The 18,452-nt window shown below is 52.8% G+C and carries 10 protein-coding genes and 4 pseudogenes; 6 read left to right on the top strand and 8 right to left on the bottom strand.

The genetic code is table 11. The annotated features are described in order from the left end of the window. Positions 1-402 precede the first annotated feature (402 nt). A pseudogene (locus tag GOW48_RS15340) lies at positions 403-642 on the bottom strand (transposase); the annotation flags it as partial. 505 nt (positions 643-1,147) lie between these two features. On the opposite strand from GOW48_RS15340, the gene GOW48_RS15335 reads away from it, so the two are divergent. Then, positions 1,148-2,782 (top strand): hypothetical protein, encoded by a 1,635-nt coding sequence (locus GOW48_RS15335; protein ID WP_170755104.1) that lies wholly within the window; start codon positions 1,148-1,150, stop codon positions 2,780-2,782. A gap of 66 nt (positions 2,783-2,848) precedes the next feature. Here GOW48_RS15335 and GOW48_RS15330 read toward each other — a convergent pair. The 3 pseudogenes from GOW48_RS15330 to GOW48_RS15320 form a co-directional block, all read right to left on the bottom strand. After that, positions 2,849-3,166 (bottom strand): annotated as a pseudogene (locus tag GOW48_RS15330) (transposase); the annotation flags it as partial. A 25-nt stretch (positions 3,167-3,191) separates the two neighbouring features. Further along, positions 3,192-4,339 (bottom strand): annotated as a pseudogene (locus GOW48_RS15325) (IS3 family transposase). A 1,199-nt stretch (positions 4,340-5,538) separates the two neighbouring features. Beyond that, positions 5,539-7,362, bottom strand: a pseudogene (locus tag GOW48_RS15320) (DUF3604 domain-containing protein). 375 nt (positions 7,363-7,737) lie between these two features. Between GOW48_RS15320 and GOW48_RS15315 the strand changes: the two are divergent. The 4 genes from GOW48_RS15315 to GOW48_RS22465 all read left to right on the top strand — a co-directional run bounded on the left by GOW48_RS15315 (position 7,738) and on the right by GOW48_RS22465 (position 13,593). Further along, a complete protein-coding gene (locus GOW48_RS15315) occupies positions 7,738-9,174 on the top strand; it encodes an arylsulfatase (protein WP_170755103.1) in 1,437 nt (478 codons plus the stop codon). 518 nt (positions 9,175-9,692) lie between these two features. Further along, positions 9,693-11,615 (top strand): DUF3604 domain-containing protein, encoded by a 1,923-nt coding sequence (locus GOW48_RS15310; protein WP_170755102.1) that lies wholly within the window; start codon positions 9,693-9,695, stop codon positions 11,613-11,615. 158 nt (positions 11,616-11,773) lie between these two features. Further along, positions 11,774-12,595: a peptidyl-prolyl cis-trans isomerase gene (locus GOW48_RS15305; RefSeq protein WP_170755101.1), complete on the top strand. Its 822-nt coding sequence runs from the start codon at positions 11,774-11,776 to the stop codon at positions 12,593-12,595. A gap of 422 nt (positions 12,596-13,017) precedes the next feature. After that, positions 13,018-13,593 (top strand): HupE/UreJ family protein, encoded by a 576-nt coding sequence (locus tag GOW48_RS22465; protein ID WP_234900796.1) that lies wholly within the window; start codon positions 13,018-13,020, stop codon positions 13,591-13,593. On the opposite strand, the gene GOW48_RS15295 is transcribed toward GOW48_RS22465, so the two are convergent. From GOW48_RS15295 to GOW48_RS15280, 4 genes are all read right to left on the bottom strand, one after another. Next, positions 13,580-14,614, bottom strand: a complete 1,035-nt coding sequence (locus tag GOW48_RS15295) for a DUF2955 domain-containing protein (RefSeq protein ID WP_170724706.1) — start codon at positions 14,612-14,614, stop codon at positions 13,580-13,582. The two genes, GOW48_RS22465 and GOW48_RS15295, sit on opposite strands and share 14 nt — an antisense overlap. Next, a complete protein-coding gene (locus GOW48_RS15290) occupies positions 14,604-15,668 on the bottom strand; it encodes an HlyD family secretion protein (protein ID WP_170755100.1) in 1,065 nt (354 codons plus the stop codon). The genes GOW48_RS15295 and GOW48_RS15290 overlap by 11 nt, the downstream gene beginning before the upstream one ends. Further along, positions 15,665-16,744 (bottom strand): AI-2E family transporter, encoded by a 1,080-nt coding sequence (locus GOW48_RS15285; protein WP_170356174.1) that lies wholly within the window; start codon positions 16,742-16,744, stop codon positions 15,665-15,667. Before GOW48_RS15285 ends, GOW48_RS15290 begins: the two co-directional genes overlap by 4 nt. Before the next feature lie 180 nt (positions 16,745-16,924). Next, positions 16,925-17,194 carry a potassium channel family protein gene (locus tag GOW48_RS15280; protein ID WP_331251873.1) on the bottom strand — a complete coding sequence of 90 codons (270 nt, stop codon included), beginning with the start codon at positions 17,192-17,194 and terminating at the stop codon, positions 16,925-16,927. 328 nt (positions 17,195-17,522) lie between these two features. Here GOW48_RS15280 and GOW48_RS15275 point away from each other — a divergent pair, with 328 nt between their 5' ends. Continuing rightward, a complete protein-coding gene (locus GOW48_RS15275; protein WP_170755098.1) occupies positions 17,523-18,404 on the top strand; it encodes a LysR substrate-binding domain-containing protein in 882 nt (293 codons plus the stop codon). Positions 18,405-18,452 lie beyond the last annotated feature (48 nt).

Genomic DNA, 18,452 nt, shown 5'->3' with positions numbered 1-18,452 from the left:
TCGCGATCGACTATAACCCGTGGCATGGGCCTTCAACGACCTCTGAGGGCCCACCCTCGGCACCCGTGACACCCGAATCCACTGGGGCACAAACGGGGGCATTTCGAGGGTGAGCACGGGGTATTCTGACCGCTAGAGAGGTCGTTAGCGGGTGCCAACAGGAGCGACTAGACCGCTAGAGCAACCGTCCATTGGGGCTGAGACGACTGCTGGCGACTGGTTCCGGGGGCTGAAGACTGGTCGCTGGTGCTGGTGGTTTTGGTGTGGGTGCCTTTGATAGGAACATCGGGTGTTCTAACCGCTCGCTGAAGATATGCTGACGAACCCTATAGGCTGGGTGGCGAGGGAGATAACGCATGTCCATGTAGTCATCGACCAACCTGGGTGTCTTTCGTTCCACCTCATCACAGTCTTCTGTTCGCCATGCTCGGCGGCCAGGCCAGCCATCATTCGCGCGAAGATGCCCTTGTTGCTCCACCGTTTCCATCGGTTGTACAGTGTCTTGTGCAGTCCATAGGCAGCAGGGGCATCCCGCCACCGCAAACCTTTGCTTTTGATGGAGACAATCCCGCTCAACACACGCTTGTCATCAACGCGCGGCTTGCCGTGGGGCTTGGGTAAGAGGGGCTCCGGACGCGCCATTTACGCATCCGTAAGCCAGAAGAGATCAGACATGTTCACCGCTCGTTTTTGAACCGTGAATCACGCCGCAAAACAGAAATCAATGGGTCCTGTTTCTAAACCATCACCCCCATTTAACTCTCCAACTCGCGTAAAATCGATGATGCAGCTCCCGTGCGGCGAAAGAGCTGTTCATGCCTGATGACCGCACCAAAAATGGGTGCGTTCCGCCATCAGGCTATCCAGATACACCAACCGGATAGCTGAGCTCTCATTGGCACTTGAACGCCCATACCTCAGACTACGATACACCTGCTAATCACCGAAACGATCCGACATCGGACAGGGCGCGAGCAGCTGGATTTGCTGCAAATGTCCAACACTCAACGGGATTTTTTAGCTCGGGCTTGACGCCGGATTGCTCGGAATGTTCTCTCTAATACATATAGATTGGAAACCGTATTCAAGGCCACTTCGCTTGTATCAAAAACTGGCACTGGGTCGCATACGAAACGCGTCAAGGATAATGAAATTACTTTGCTTTGTTAGCCTTTCAATCGTTTTTCTTTCAGTGTTGCGGGCGTTTTCAGGGCTGGAGCACGCCTCTTTGTGGACAGACGAACTGTTCACCGCATATTTTGCCGACCCAAAGCTGGCGAATTTCGATAATTTGCTTGCGCGCGCGACCGAAGATGGCCACCCCCCTGGGTACTACATTATCCTCTGGACGGTTTTGCGCTTGGTAGACGGTGAATTCGTGACCGTCGCGCGCGGCTTTTCCGCAATAACTGCGACAATAGCTCTTGTTCTGGTGTATCTAGCCCCACTCCCAACTGTCAGGTGGCAAGCGCGCTTGGTGTCCCTTGCAGTTGCAGTGACTTCGTTGAACTGGTGGTATTTTGCTGATGAGGCTCGCTCTTACGGGTTCGTTTATTGCCTTGTCGCGATTGCAATATTAACTGGCCTTCGGTGTCGTCGCAGCTTTTCAAACAATTTGCCTTTTGCTGTTTGGCTCTCCTCGTTAACTGTCACTTCCATATTGACGGTTTTTATTCACTATTATTCGATTTTACTATCCGGGGCGATTTTTGGAGTTTTACTTCTAAGTTGTACTAAATGGTCACAACGGGTTCTGGTTACTTGCTCAGGATTTGCAGTTTTAGTCTTTGCAGTCTGTCTTGTGATTTGGCACATGCCCAAAATTGTCGTTGACGTACAGAACACCTGGTTCGAAGCCAGCGTGCCATTTATTTTGGAACACATCGCGCGGGGAGTAAACATATCGGGCTCGCCAATGGTGGTCGCGATCTTTGTTCTACTCATGTGCCTAATTACAATTTTGATTGTAAAATCTTGGGATTTGGCGTCTCTCAAATCAACTCTTACCCCAGATCTGTCTGCGGGGGTATTATTCTTATTTTCCGTAATTGCGTTAACGATTGTTCTTGGAATAATCGTTTCTGTTCTTTTTGTACCCGTGTTTTCGTTTCGGCTCTTTCTCATTTTTGCGCCGATACTTTGGGTTTCCGTCGCTTATTTCATGGAATGGATTTGCCGCATGATCTCCCTGCGCGACACTCCACCGGTACTTGAAATCACAACAACCTTGGCTTTATCGACTGCGTTGATCATTGTGACCGCACACAACATGATCGGGAGCACACCTCTGAAGGAACCATGGAAACGATCAGCGCGATACATCGCATCTCTGGACAGCTGTTCGTCTTCGAAAATTCCGATTTCATGGTTTGAACAAAAACATTTTTCGGAAGACGACCCAGAACGATTTTACGGCTTCTACCTGGAACCAAATGCGCAAAGAGAGTGGTTGAAAATACCGCGTCAGCAATCAAATATTGCGTCTGAAATGCTCGCGCTAAAAAACCATGTCTTGCGCGTGGCTGGAGACCCCGAAACCTGCCCCGTTCTCTTTTGGAGCATCCATTTCTTCAAAGACGAGCGGTTGGCTGAAATGAAGACCTTTCTGGATGAAACTTTGAAGTCGAATGGCCATGGAGAAATGTGGGTCGAAGTATTGTTTTCCAAGAAGGGGTCATACTCTGCCCTCATGATGCTAGCGTCGGAGTCAAATTCTCATTTAAAATCGGTTTGTTCGCCCCCCAACACCGATACTGTTTGCCAGCACTGGTTTGAGAGCTAGTAACAAAAAACTGTTGAAAATGGCAACTTCGCGCTTTTAGATGCTGGCTGCGCTTAGGGTCAGGACTCATAGCCAATAGATGACCAGAGCTGAGAGGGAGACCTTCGGGTATCTGACGTAACGGGTTGCTACACGGCATCAATCCTTCAGCCTGCCGAGCATGATCTCGATCCGGTCGCGCTGTCTGTAACGACCCGTGTAGTACTTATCCGTTGTCTTTCGCTGCTTCCGACCGGGGATACAAGTGCGTATCCCGTTGCCTTGTAACGCTTCTCGGAACCAATGGGCATTGTATCCGCGATCTCCGAGAAGCCAATCGATTTTCGGTATGCCGCTAAGCAGAGCCCCAGCACCGATGTAGTCGCTGACCTGCCCTGCGGTGACCTGCTCCCCTTTGAGTCCGCATTTTTTAGTTAGCTCTGTTCAGGGTTTGGTCCTTTCTTGACCGTTGGTGATACTCCCGCTGGGTGAGCCCGTCGAGGCTCGAATGCGGGCGGTGATGGTTGTAGTCGTTGCGCCATGCCGCAATCATGCGGCAGGCATGGCACTGAGACGGGAACAGGTGTTCGTTCTAGCATTCTTCCCGCTTCCTTTCGTTGAAGCTTTCGACCAATCCGTTCTGCATCGGCTTGCCGGGTGCGATGTAGTGCCAGCCGACCTAACGGTCTTCTTGCCATTTCAGCATCGCGTTCGAAGTCAGTTCCGTGCCGTTGTCGCTGACCACCATACAGGGATAGCAACGCAGTTCAGCGATGCGATCCAGTTCACGGGCGACACGCGCACCGCCAATTGATGTGTCTACGATGGCAGCCAGGCATTCCCGGCTGAAGTCATCGATCACATTCAGCACCCGGAACCGCCGTCCGTCTTCCAGCGCGTCCGACATGAAGTCGAGCGACCATCTCTGGTTTGGGCCCTGGGGGATGGCCATAGGAGTTCTGGTGCCGACTGCGCGCTTGCGTCCGCCCCGTTTACGAACGGTTAACCCTTCTTCGCGGTAGAGCCGGTACAGCTTCTTCCAATTCACTTCCCACCCTTGACGTTTCAGCAAGATGTGCAGGCGGCGATAGCCGAACCGACGCCGTTCGGACACTATTTGCTTCATCCTTGCCCGCAGTTCCGTGTCAGCGGGGCGCTTGGATGTGCGCCGATAGACCCCAGGATCGATCCCGGCCAACGCACAGGCGCGCCTCTGATTGTAACCCTTGGTCTTCATCGCCCAGTTCACAGCATTCCTCCTCGAACATGCGTCCATTGTCCTCGGACCAATGGCGGACAAAGGCCACATCCTCAGAAGTTTTTTCCGAGCACCTCTTTCAGCGTCGCTACATCCATCATCTGCTCGGCCAGCATCTTCTTAAGCTTGGCGTTCTCAGATTCCAGCGTCTTCAAACGCCGCGCGTCGGACACTTCCATGCCGCCATACTTCGACCGCCATTTGTAAAACGTCGCATCGCTGATCCCTTGCTTGCGGCACAGCTCCTTCGCACCAAACCCGGCTTGATGTCCCTTCAAGATACCAATGATCTGTTCTTCGCTGAAACGGCTTCTCTTCATCGTCTGTCTCCTCAGGTAGAGAACAGGCTAAACAAAATTCGAGGACATTTTAGGGGAGCAGGTCGCTAAGCTCATGCATACGCAGTATAGCGACGTCCGCTGTATCGAAATTTGGCTCTCCACGCAGATCCTTCATCGGATCATCACCTTCTTTTATAGGGGCATGCGCCAAAGCAACTAAAGCGAAGTAATCTGGAGAAACATGAGGCGTCCCGAAAATCGCTCCGGGCGACAAAAAAGCGACTACTGACATTTCACCGGAATACTCAAACTGAGGTTATAGTCTATCGGATACAGACAATTCCGAGTGTTGGCGAAAATCTGAGATAGCGTGATCTGCTGTCAGCAAAAGGCCGTTGGCGTCTAAGCCGAACGCGGTCGCTAGTCCCGTAAGTTCGCCATTGCGCCCTGCGTAAAACAGCGGAACAACGGCTTTTCTAGTGTTAAATGGGTCGTCCACAGGAAAGAAAGTTTCGTTGAAATCAGCGTCTCTGCTCGGGACCAGAGTCCAGTCGACGCGCCCCTCTACTTCCGTTTCCAGAGTACGAACACTAATCCAGCAAATTGCCATTATTGCAATTCCTTCAATAATTAACCCTTCATAATATTTAAAAAATTGCAGCTATTTGAAAGAGCTAACCCCCACCACCCGCCAGCACCAGCGACCAGTCTTCAGCCCCCGGAACGACTCGTCAGCGGGTCGTCAGCGCCGGTGGGCGGGTCTCCAGCGGTCTCGTAGGCTGTCCCTCAAGTTACAATAAGCGCCCCCTCTATCGCCAAAATGCCCCGTGCTCATTCCGCTGACGCTCCATTCCGCCCCCGAAACCGCCCCAGTTTCTGCCGCCGGTTGGAAATGCCTATAACAATCATCGATCGGCAAGGATTCCTACCACCCCAGCCAGTTCATTCATGCATGGAACGACGACAGGCTCTTGGGGCTAAACCCTCCGAGAAATGCCCCAGTTGTTTCGGGCGTTCTGACCGCTAGAGGACCTTCACTGGCGCTGACCACCGCTAACGGGTCGTTCCGGGGGCTTGCAGGTGCAGGCGAGTTGGGGTGAAGTAGACGTTCCAGCTTAGTGCGGTGAAGGACCGTTGAGAACTCTAAATGCACGTTCTTGTGGGTAGAGCATTGCAACCGAAATGGCCCGAGGCGTTCAGGGCACCAGTTGTGACCAACGTGAGTTTTTCAAAATGTCTCAACCCCCCGGAGTATACCAAATTGGCGAAGTGTAAGCACGTTCCTGAGTTGACGTAGGCACCTCGGCAGGCAGTTCGTCGCCGAACCGAACGGCATCGTAAATTGTCCACCTCGGTGTGGGAATTTCCAAGACACGGGCATAGTAGAAAGCGCTCATAGAAGGGTCGAAATCGGGGTCTTTCCAAACGGTGATCAGTTCCGGGGAACCTATTGAATTCGTAAACGTACCCGTTGCAACATCCACGGTGTTCCCCACCGCTGGCAGGTTGCCGTCCGCATCGGGTTCTCGGTCTCCCGACCAAGCCACGTCATAGACCCGCTCTTCAGTTTCGCCGCTGGAATTTAGCCAACCTTTCACAATCTGAACACGGTCGAGATTGCCGGAGAACGGATCTTTCAGCGCAGCAACCAGGAAGGTCGGGGCGTCCGCGCCTTGTGTCGCGTCCGCGAGGTCCCCACCCATCGGAACGCCTTTTTCATATCCTATTTCTGCGGGCAAACGAGATCTTGCGTCAGCTTCCGTAAAATCCCAACCACCAAAGAAACGAACCACGATGCGACTACCGGTTGTCCCGTAAACTTCCTTCCGTTCCATCGCGTCGAAGATGGCTTCGCGTGTGTTGTCCTGAGCCCAGACCGCTGCATAGCCAGAGGCTGCCATTTCCCACCCGAGAATCTTCAGGGCATCGAACTCGCCAACGACATGCTGCCAACGGCCAGGTTCCGGCTCGACGCCAGAGTGTTTGCCAAAGAAATTGTCTTCTTCCGCCGTTGCCAAAGCAGTATGGCTGTCGGTCGAGCCCACTACTCCGAACTTGTATGGATTGGTGCCGAGCTGAGCTTCTAGCTTGAGACCGTTCTTCAAGGCCGCGCGGGCGTATTCGTACTAAAGCATCCAGTCTTCTTTGGGAGTCGGACCCAGATTGGATTTATCCCAGGTTTCATAGTCTGCGAACTCATCGTTCGGGCTGAGAAACGGGTGAGTTTCTCCATCACCTTTGATTTGGGTAATCTCATACATCGGCTCCCACTTAGCACGCCGCTCTGCGTAGTCTTCTGTCAAAGGCTCACCCGTTTCGGGGTTTGTCTCGACCGGAAACATCAAGCCGTTGGAGACGTTGCCGTTGTGGGCAAGGGCCAGTACACGACCACCAGTCTCTAGTTCATAAGTTTCCATCCAGTCCCAAAGCCGTTCCGGATTAAATGTTTCTGCAGTTGTGAAGGGCAACACTTGCCGAGCGCGAATGGCATTATCCCGGTAGATCACATTGCGGTGGAGGTTGTTGCCTGCTTCGGTGGACGTCCACTCGTATCCGATGAACGCAGTGAACGTGCCAGGGTCATTGTGATGATCCGCAGTTTGTGTGAACTCGTCCCATACGGATTGTACAAACCTTCGATCTGCAACAGCCTCGGGAAGTGCCTCGCCGGTGATGCCGGCAAAGGTTTCAATAACTTCCATAGTGGCTCCAAGTGCAACGTCTCCGCCCGCATTAAGCCGTTCGCTCCAGTCTCGGAGCGTTGCATCGCGCATCAGCGTGGAGTTTCCCGCGATGATTTCGTTCATTGCCCCCATGGCATCAGAATGATCGGATACAACAAGCCAGTCGAGCGGACGCGATAACTTCACACGGAGGCCATGTGATGTGGTGACTTCCTCACCACGTGCAAACCTATAGGCATCGTCGGGGCTAAGAATAACGCCAAATCCGCGGGCATCGAGTGAATTTGATGTGTGCAGGTGAGTGTCCCCCCACAAAGGTCGTGTAGGAAAATCCCGACCTGCATAGGGTGAGAAATCGGCGGGTGCGGGCTCACGCATATCATCAACCGATATGGTCATTTCTCCAACTTGCCCACCTTGTGCGGCCTCTTGAGCATGTGAAGAGCTTGTTATGAATGCTGCGGAAACTATTGCTGTCGATGTCGTTAGAAAAAACTTCATATGAACCTCCCAGCCGAGATGAATGCCAGCTTATGGCAACATCTGAGTCGGTTGTTCGTCAAGGAAAACAACGGTTTTCGTTGTTGAGCAAAAGAGAGCCTGAGGGAGATTCGACCAAAACCGGACCGCAGCTTCGCCCGCAAATCTGACGCTCTACCGCTGTGAGAAAATACCGCAACGAGTGGCCGTTCTTGACGACTGGCAGCTTCGTTCGACAGTCTTGAGTCCGTGAGCTTAATTGGAGATGTTGTTATGAAGTGGTTGTCCCGCACATTCCTACTGTCCTTATCTCTTCTATTTGCCGAGGCCGCTTCGGCTCAAGAAAAACCTAACATCGTATTCATATTTCTAGATAATTTTGGGTGGGGCGAACCCGGGTTCAATGGAGGTGGCATAATCCGTGGTACTGCGACTCCCGAGATGGACGCCCTCGCCGCACAAGGATTACGGCTCACGAACTTCAACGTTGAAAGTCAGTGCACTCCCTCCCGCGCAGCGACGATGACGGGACGGTACGGTATCCGGAGCGGCAACCACACAGTTCCACTGGGAGGAGGAGTCTACGGTCTGACTCAGTGGGAAATCACGATGGCCGAGATGCTGAAGGATGTAGGATACAACACGGCCATGTACGGGAAATGGCACCTTGGATGGACCGAGGGGCGCTATCCAACCAACCAAGGTTTCGACGAGTTCTACGGTGTTGAGACTACTGATGTCACGGTCTGGCGCACGCTTCCGGGATTTGCCGAAGCGAACATGGAAGACCCTGTGGTGATGCAAGGTGTTGCAGGTGAACCGGCGACAGTCGCGCGCGACTATGATCTGGATTATCGCGGTGAGATAGATGGCGACCTAACAAAGAAGGCCATCGATTTCATCGAAACCCAGAGCCAGGAAGATGCACCATTCTTCATCTATCTTGCTTACACACAGACCCACTATCCAAACATCGTGTCCGAAGAGTTTGAAGGCGCCACTGGAAACGGCGTCTGGGCCGACATTCTACTTCAAACAGATAGCTATATCGGACGCATCGTTGATGCGATTGAGGCGGCAGGCGTTTCCAACGACACCGTGGTGATATTTACTGCTGACAACGGCCCAGAAGCTCTTCCGGTTGGAAATGCCAACGTCTCGCCAGTTCCAGCGGTACATGGTACGGCCGGGCCTTGGCGCGGTACTCTGTTCACCAGCCTCGAAGGAAGTATGCGTGTACCCTTTGCAATCAAGTGGCCGGGAAAGATCCCTGCCGGTTCTGAAAGCAACGATGTTGTCCACTCAATGGATCTCTATCCGACTCTTGCGGCTTTCGCAGGGGGCAAGGTGCCTGATGACAGGGCCTTTGATGGTGTCGACCAGTCAAAGTTCTTTCTTGGTGACCAACCAAACTCAAACCGAGAAGGTGTTATCGTCTACATGGGTGAGCAGATATTCGGCGTAAAATGGAAGGATTGGAAAGTTCTTTTCAAAGAGAATACGACTGCTTTTGGTGCAACGGAGTCTTTCGACACACCAAGGGTCTACAACCTTTTGAATGATCCACACGAGCGTGAAAGCGTACTCTTCCCGCACACATGGGCAGCCGAAAAGGCGCTGCCGCAGTTGCAGGAGCACCTCGCTACATTCGAGAAGTTTCCTCCGATCCCCCCGGGAACGCCGGATCCCTATGAACCACCCAATGACTGAGTGACGGCTTTGTCCGCAGTACCGTCATTTAACCAACCGTCAAACAATGCCCACTTTGGAAAAAGAAAAGAGAAGCAGAACTCCCGCGGCAACTCGTTAAGATGCGCCGAGGGTTGGTATACAGGGTGGTCTACGGTTGACGACATAGTCAGCCAGCCATTGCCAGTAGGCTTCCGCATCTCGGAAAGCTAGATGAATCCTCGGGCTCAATCCTTGCCAACAAAAGCAAGACAACACCAAGCCAACAGACCTGTTAGTGATCGGAAATTTGTTACCCTTCGGGCGCATCCATAGTTTCGCCGTAGGATCAAGCGATACTGTCAGGCTAAAAAGCGTCCCGACGAACTGAAATTGGTTTTTTTGTCCTAAGTGGCAATTCGCATTTTTTCATCGCTGCAACAGGACGCAATTGAGAAAATTTTTGACAGAGGGTACCTGCAAAATGATATAATAAAACGTGAATATTTATTAATACAACACTTCTTGCGTGTTCAATAATCTTGAATTGGGAGGTTCATATGCTTGGGCGCTATGCTTGTTTGCTGACTTTGTTAGGTGTTCCGCTGAGTGCATGGGCCGACGCCATACCCACGAAAGAGGCTGCCGAAGGGACCTTTGCGGAACGACCGTTTTCCCCATATGCCAACCGCTCGTTCCCTGAACGGCCACTTTGGGGTGATACACATTTGCACACTGGCCTGTCGCTAGATGCAGGTGCCTTTGGAAATACACTGCTGCCTGATGAAGCCTGGCGGTTTGCAAAGGGTGAACAAGTCATTTCCTCGACAGGTCAACCGGTAAGGTTGGCACGGCCACTAGATTGGATGGTTCTGACCGATCATACCGATCTGATGGGATTTGCGCCCGACCTACAGGCCGGAAAGCCCGGCGTGATTTCCGATCCGAAAGGACTGGAATGGTACGAAGGATACAAAGCCGGAGGAGAAGAAGCCGGAAAAACCGCCTTCGACATCATCACCAATTTCTCGCAGATGACCCTGCCCGAAATCCTCCTAGAGTCGTACAGCCCCGGCGCTGACGCATTTGCATTTACCTGGGAGAACATCGTTCTGGCGGCAGAAAGACATAATGATCCCGGCACCTTTACAGCCTTTATTGGGTTTGAATGGACCTCGGTACCCAAGGGGTTCAATCTACATCGGAATGTCATGCTGCGCGACGGGCCAATTCGGGCGCTTCAAATGGTGCCACCAGTGACGCAGCCGCCTTATGGGAATACCGACCCAAAAGCGCTCTATTCGTGGTTAGAAGAGTATCAGGCGAAAACTGGCGGCCGCGCTGTTGCCTTTGCCCACAACGGAAATTTGTCCAATGGCTGGATGTTCCCAACCGAAGACACCTATCACGGCGGCAAGGTTGATGAGGAATACGTGAAGGCTCGCGCAAAATGGGAGCCCCACTATGAAGTCACCCAGATCAAGGGCGACGGTGAAGCGCACCCGTTCCTAAGCCCGGATGATGAGTTCGCCGATTATGAGAACTGGGACGTTGGAAATCTGGATATCACCGAACTAAAAACAGACGATATGCTGGCCGGTGAATACGCCAGAGAGGCGTTGAAGCGCGGCTTGTTGCTGGAAGAGAAGTTCGGCGTGAACCCGTATAAGTTCGGAATGGGTGGAGCGACCGACAGCCATACTTCACTAGCGACCGCCGAAGAGGACAATTTTTTCGGCAAATCCGTCAGTGTCGAACCGTCAGCGGAACGGATCAAGCATCCCTTTATAGCCAATGATTTGGGCGAAATTCCCGGTGATCTTCTTGTGGCCTCGGGATATACAGCCGTCTGGGCCACTGAAAACACGCGCGCAGCGATCTTCGATGCATTCAAGCGGCGCGAGACCTATGCCACCACCGGCCCTCGGATCGGCCTGCGGTTCTTTGGCGGATGGGCGTTCGACGATTCCGATATCGAAACCCGCTTCCTTGCTGATGTCGGCTATACCAAGGGTGTTCCGATGGGGTCGGACCTTAGACCGCGCGAAGGCGACACGGCGCCCTCTTTCCTGATTGCAGCACTGCGCGATCCAGTCGGCGCCAATCTGGACCGGGCCCAGGTAATCAAGGGTTGGCTGGATTCCGAAGGAGAGCTGCACGAGAAAGTCTATGATGTCGTATGGTCGGATGACCGGACCGCAGATGACAGCGGCAAGATACCTGCCGTTGGAAACACGGTGGATATCGACACGGCAAGCTGGACTAACACGATCGGATCAGCTGAACTGGTAACTGTCTGGACTGATCCGGACTTCGACCCGGATGTTCGGTCATTCTACTATGTTCGCGCCATCGAAATTCCGACGCCACGCTGGGTGTTGTATGATAAAGTTCGCTTTGGAACTGATCTGCCAGAAAACGCCCAGTTGACCCATCAGGAGCGGGCGTATTCTTCACCAATCTGGTACACACCTAGCGAATGACCAAGTTTGGCTGAGTTTCTTGTATCAAGGGCAGAAATTTCTGCACCACAAGCATTTTTGACGCTTGGAATGGGCAGCGGCGCGGTTGCCAAGCCCATTTGTAAGGGTCGCCTATCCGGTGCCGGACAACAGTTTAAGTAAGGTTGCCTATGCGGGTAATGAGAGAGCCTCTATTCCATTTCATTCTGATTGGAATAGCTATCTTTGGCTGGTTTTATTGGGTGTCTCCGGAAGAGGAAACAGCCGAGAACGTCGAAACGATCACGATTGGCGCGGAAGACGTCGCCCTACTGGCCACACGATTTGAACAAATGCGAAAACGGGCACCCGACGACGCCGAACTACAGGTGTTGATAGGCGATTTGGTCCGGGAAGAGGTGCTTGTACGCGAAGCAAGAAAGCTTGGATTGGATCGTGGCGATCAGGTGATCCGGGCGCGGCTTGTGCAAAAGATGGACTTCCTGACCGGGGCCATAGCATCGTCTGTGACGCCAGAAGACGCCGTACTGCGATCCTATCTCGCGGATAATTCGACCCGCTTCGAAACCCCTTCTATGGTCGCGTTCGATCAGGTTTTTTTGGGTGAATCCCCTGAACAGAGCCAGATCGCCCAGACCCTGTCTGCGTTGAATGCCAAAGAGGATTGGTCAAGCCTTGGCATCTCTTCTCTTTTGCTCAGTACGATGCCGTTGTCAGCAATGAACGTGGTAGACTCCACCTTTGGCCGCGGGTTTTCTGCCGCTATCCAAGATTTGGAGCCAATGGTTTGGTCCGGTCCGGTACAATCGGGGTATGGGCTGCATTTTGTCCGGGTTACCGCGTCTGAGGCCGGCCAGGTACCGCCCCTGGAAGCAATACGCGATACTGTGTTGCGGGAGTGGCGCCGCGAAACAGGTGAAAAACTGACACAAGCCCAATACGAGAGCTTTGCGGCTGGATACCAAGTGGAAATGCCACCTGACCACGAGGCTGGTCAGTGAAGCTGTGCCTGCACATCTTGTTCGCCCTCTGGCTTTGCTGTGTACCGCAGCGCGGAAACCCACACGCGCTTGACCCGGGGTTTCTGGACCTTCGCCAATTGGGTCCGGAAACATGGCAAATCCTCTGGCGCGTTCCGGATGTGAATGGTGAGCCCATGGAAATTGATGCTGTCTTACCCGGACAATGCTCTCCGGCGCGCAGTACCGGTCTGACCGCAGACAATGTCGCTTGGGTATCCACTTGGGTTGCCGAATGCGATGTCCCGTTGGCGGGTCAGGTCGTTTCAATCGAGGGGTTAGGCCGACAGCGAAATGATGTTCTGTTACGCATACAACCTTTGAACGGTGCACCCAAAACCATGCGGTTCACACCCGACACAACGTCACTGACAATCCCGGAAAGCCCCTCCACCTGGTCGACCATGAGCACCTATTTCTGGTTAGGTTTCCAACACATCCTGGAAGGCGTCGACCACCTTTTGTTTGTCTTTGCCTTGTTCATACTCGTGCGCGATCCGTGGCGATTGGTGGGGGCAATTACGGCTTTCACCGTAGCTCATTCCCTGACGCTTGCGATGGCAACCCTGGGGGTTCTGCGGGTCCCTTCCGGGCCTGTCGAAGCGATAATCGCGCTATCCATCGTTTTTTTGGCCCTTGAAATACTCAAACGCAAAGAAGGGAAGATCAGATTGGCGGAACAATACCCATGGATCGTCAGCTTCTGCTTTGGCCTGTTACACGGGCTGGGCTTTGCTGGCGCTCTGTCCGAAATTGGGTTGCCCGCTCAGGATATTCCGGCGGCGCTGCTTGCGTTTAATCTTGGTGTCGAAGGAGGCCAGCTGGCGTTTATTGCGGCACTATCCTTAGTGGTATTTATCTGGCGAATGTTAGCTCCGGCGGCAAGTTCGCGCCTCCACATGATAGCGACGCCAACCACCGGCTACGTGATCGGCGCGGTGTCAGTCTATTGGCTTGTCGAACGCATCAGTGGCTTTTGACACCTGGAATTTGCGGGGCATTTTGACGTTTCTTTTCGGGCCAGAACTCATCCACCACGATATATGCGGCGATCACAAAGAATGCCGCGCTGGCTACTTGCAAAACACGGACAATGCTTTTGACATCTGCCTCGTCCGAAAAAGGTGCGATTGATCCGCCATAGACAATCAGGGTCGTTGTAATAGCAGATCCGGCAGCTGCGGCCAAAGGCGTTTGGGTTTTGCCAAGCGCCCCAAGGGTCAGGCAGAAGAAAAAGCACAGCAATATGGGTGTCAAAATGACCGGTGCGATGACATTCGCTTCATAACAAACGATCGACACCGCCGCGCCCAGCAGGTTGGCCGTCAACATCGCCTTGGCTACGGCTTTGCCCGCAGCAGGCATTGCAGCAAGTTGTTGGCTGAGAAGTGCGACAAAGAACAGGACAAGCAGCGCTGAAGCACCCCACACAAAGAAAACCAAGGCGAATGGAACGGTGACAAGTGACATGCGGACAATGCGCCGATGGGGATCGAAATCCTGAGCCACTGCTGCTTTTTGCTGGGCAGCTGTCGGTGGTTCAGCAGGTATGAGCACAAACATCATCGTTGCTGCAAACCCAGCGAACAGCAGGTTCAGAGGAATCCAAAACACCAAGACCAATGCCAGATCCTGTGACTGAAGCACAAGGTTTGGGATCATCAATGCTCCCATTAGGGCGATAACACCGGGCAAAACCCCAGCACCGGAAACGGACCAAGTGAACGACAGAATGATTCCAATGGCCACGAGGATCAGAAACACAACAGGATATGGGGCAAAAACTGACGACAGCAGAAAGGATAGGAACATCAGCCCAATCGAGAACACGAACAGCTTGCCAAAGGCTGCCAAGGGCAACGCAGCAGGGGCTTGCAAAAACAGTGCTGTAAACACCGCCCCCACCACAGCAAGCGGCCACCCCAGAAGTAAACCCATCGAAAAAACACCGGTTACGCCCAGCGCAAGGCGAAGAACGGCTTGGCGGTCGTCAGTACGCATAGGACAGAATGGAAACCACGCGGATGTAGGTTCGACCCACGAGGTTCAGGAACCCATTGTCGCTGAGATACATAATCACGTCGGCCTGCCCGTTGAGCTGAAAGCGCAGATCGTCTTCGGCGCTTCCGGCCTCATAACCCGGCAACACGATCCGAACGGGGAATCTTTCTGGTTCACGCAGAAACCCTTTGGTACTAGGCGGGCTCGCCAATTGGCCAGGCTCATCGCCACCACTCAAAGATACAGCCGCGCTAAAGCTCTCAATGACACCTGGAATGATTTGACCGGGGTGCATATCCAATACGACATCAACAGGAGAACCCAACTCTGCCCGACCTAAGTTGTTTTCAGTAAAATACGCCTCGATCCAAACGTCGGTTGCATCTAGGAACGTCAAAAGATCCTGACCGGACCGTGCATATGTACCAGGGGCGATCAATAGATTGGATATGACACCCGTCGCCGGGGCACGCAGTTCAGTCCATTCGATGTTTAGCTCTGCATCTGCCAAGGCTGCCAATGCGCGCTGAATTTTTGGGTTTTCTATTCCTTCTTCGCCCAACCTCTGCTTTGCTTTTTCCAAATCCGCTCTGGCATTCTCATAATTGGCCTCTGACTCTGTCAGTTGACCTCGGGCATCATCGGCTTTTGAAACGGCGATCAAGCCTTTTTTTTCCAACGCAAACACACGCTCTGTTTGAAGACGCATCGTATCAAGATCGCTCTGGGCCCGCGCCAATTTAGCTTGCGCGGCCCTCACCTCTGCCGAGGATGCACCGACCTCCTGCGTAGCCGCTTCTAGATCAGCTTCCGCCTTGTCGCGTTGGATTTCATAGGGCCTGGGGTCAATCCGAACCAGAACATCACCTGCCGAGACGACCTGTCCATTCTCAACAAGAACTTCGGTCACTGTACCGGTGACCTGTGGAACGATCTGGGTCGCAATGGCCTTTACTCTGGCATTACCGGTAAACGGCGTTTTTCGGTCAGCGACAAGGTACCAGACAAGGAAAACAAGAATGACGGCCAAGGTGGTCCAAATCGTCTTTCTCATTCCGCCGCTCCTTCAGCCGCGCTTTCGGCTTTTTCGGGCGCATCGATCCAGACCTTGAACAGTTCATAGAAAACGGCGAACAGAACAGGGCCCATAAAAATACCGATCAAGCCATACGCCATCATGCCACCGAGAACACCAATAAGGATAACCAGCATGGGAGTTTCGAGGCCCTTTGAGATGAATACAGGTCTCAAGAAGCTGTCCATTATCGCCACGGGAACGGCCAGTACGGTGAAGATCAACGCTGTGCCACCGGACATGGTGCTCCAGGCGTAGATGACTACTGGAAGCAGAACCAAGCCGGGGCCGATCTGGATAATCGAGAGGATCAGGCAAATGAACGCCAGCGTTGCGGCCGAGCCAATCCCGAACAGCGCCAACAATACCCAAACAACGACAGCCTGAATCGCAGCAACGCCAATCACACCCTTTGTCACATTGCGGATTGTCGCGCCGGCCAGTGTCACGAACTCGCCACCGCGAGGCGCAAAGATACGGTTGGCAAAACGCTGAAGGCCTTGCACCAGGCTTGGACCGGGGCTGAACAAGGCCCCCATGATCAAAACGGACAGGGCCAGCGCCAAGAGCCCAAGCCCGATGCTTAACACCCTTCCGAACAGTGATTTGGTAATCTCAAGAATCTGCGCGCCGTATTTTGCAAGTGCGCCATCGAGGTTTCGTTCAAACAAGCCCCAGACTTCAGCAATCTTGTTTCCAACCAGCGGAAGCTCTCGTAGGCCATCGGGTGCCGGTGGGACTTTAAGCTCGCCTTTGTCTGCTTGTTCCGCAAATTCAGACCCAAGTTCCGCCGCTCCGGATACAGCAGTAGCGACCGGCCCCAAAGTCAGAACGAGACCCAACAATACCAGTATAGTCGTGGCAAGTTTCTTCCGCCCGCCCAACTTGGACTGCAACCAATCGAAAACTGGGTACAGCGCTACGCATAGAATCGTAGCCCAGATGACCACGCTCGCCAGTGGGGCCACCATCGCCAAAGCGCTATAAAGGAATAGCCCTAGAAATAGTAACCTAATTGCGAGATCGACGATCCTCGCATCCTGAGTCTTTTCCATACCATCCCTCCAACATTTGTTTTTTGGTCATTATACTCAAAAAACTTAATATATAAATTTTAAAAATTTCGAGTAGCTCTGCAAAAATTTGAAATCTCTCGTAAATTCAGAATTCAGAGGGGCCAGCCGGTCAAATTATGGTCTGCGCATCAAATCACATCGGCTCAACGAGACAAAAACCTAGTCGTCCTCGTTCTTGTCATCCTGGGAAAGAATTGTATCCGCGACAGTGGTCGCTGCGGTTACGAAAATACCGAGCCCCACAATGATGTAGAACATAGTAAAGATTTTCCCTGCCGCGGTTTCAGGAGAAAAGTCGCCGTACCCCACAGTCGAAATTGTCACCACAGAAAAATAGATAGAATCTAACCAGCTCCAACTTTCGACATAGCGGTAAAACACCGACGCCCATAGGATCATACCGGCTGTAAAGGCAAGAAGGCCCTTCACTCTGCCATCTTTAAGGGCAACGCGGACACCTCGCGTTATTCTGGTTAGTGAATTCATATTACTACAGTATCAAGTGTTTCATAAATACATAGTGTTTATTGAATTTCTTTGTACGTCTACAAAAATCTGTAGCACTCGCGCCTTGCAAATCGAGTGAGAGTTGTAAGCAGCTTTTGTTCGAGTTGCTTTTGGAATACTCAATTCCACTATGCTACTCACATGCCAGAGTCGGCGATTGGATCTCAGCTGTTTCTGCTGACCCACGAATGGTCAGAATTGGTGATCCAACTTTGGGTCGCCTGTCAGATGTATAGGACGACACTGTCGAATGAAGTCAAAGATCAGCCTCAAACAGTTACAAGCACTGGAATCCGTCGTGCGACTGGGCAGCTTTACCCTGGCGGCAAAAGAGCTTGGGGTGTCCCAGCCCACGGTGTCAAACCTCGTCAATTCGTTGGAGCAACACTATCAGTGCCGACTGCTAGACAGGTCAGGGTCGGTTATCAGTTCAACACCTTTGTTGAACAGCATACGAGGTGACATCAAAGCGCTGATCGCCTTGCGAAATGACATTGACGATCGATTGACGGAGGCTCGGAATTTGCACTCTGGAACCTTCCAGATAGGCTACTCCACGTACCAGATAGCGATGCCCTTTATATCCGAGTTTGTCCGTGCCTTCCCAGCGGTCGACGTGACAGCCCGCGCTTTGGCCTCGCATGACCTGCTTCCCCTACTCTACACCGGCGAATTCGACGTGGGTTTAATCACTGCCAAGGAATTGCCACCAGATCTGTCGGGCAAAGAGATATCTGAAACCAGAATCGGCCTGGTTGTTCCCAAAGATCATGCTTTGGCAGACAACGGACCCGTCTCTTGGGCCGAGGTCGCACCATTGAAGCTGATTCAACGTGAACCCAGTTCTTCGACACGGCAAATTTTTGATGCCGCCGCCCAGGTTGCACGGGTTAAACTGACCACGATTTTGGGCCTGGGATCATGGGGATCCATCCGAACACTCGTAACCACAGGCGTAGGCGTTGGCGTCGCTTTTGGGCAGGAATGCCAAAATGAAACTGGGCTCGCTTTCGTTCCGGTTGCAGACAAGAACCTGACGGCGCGCCACTTTCTGGCCTGCCTGCCAGCTATGCGCCATACATCTGCGGTATCAAACTTTTTCCGGATTGCTGAAGGAAAGCGTCATTTGTAACGATTTCATGTCAACTGATCCGACATAGCTTTTCACTATACCCACCAA

This window comes from Ruegeria lacuscaerulensis (genome assembly GCF_013033355.1).
Lineage (GTDB): Bacteria > Pseudomonadota > Alphaproteobacteria > Rhodobacterales > Rhodobacteraceae > Ruegeria > Ruegeria lacuscaerulensis_A.
Note: the sequence above shows the minus strand (reverse complement) of the source record. Positions and strands in the feature narration are given on the sequence as shown.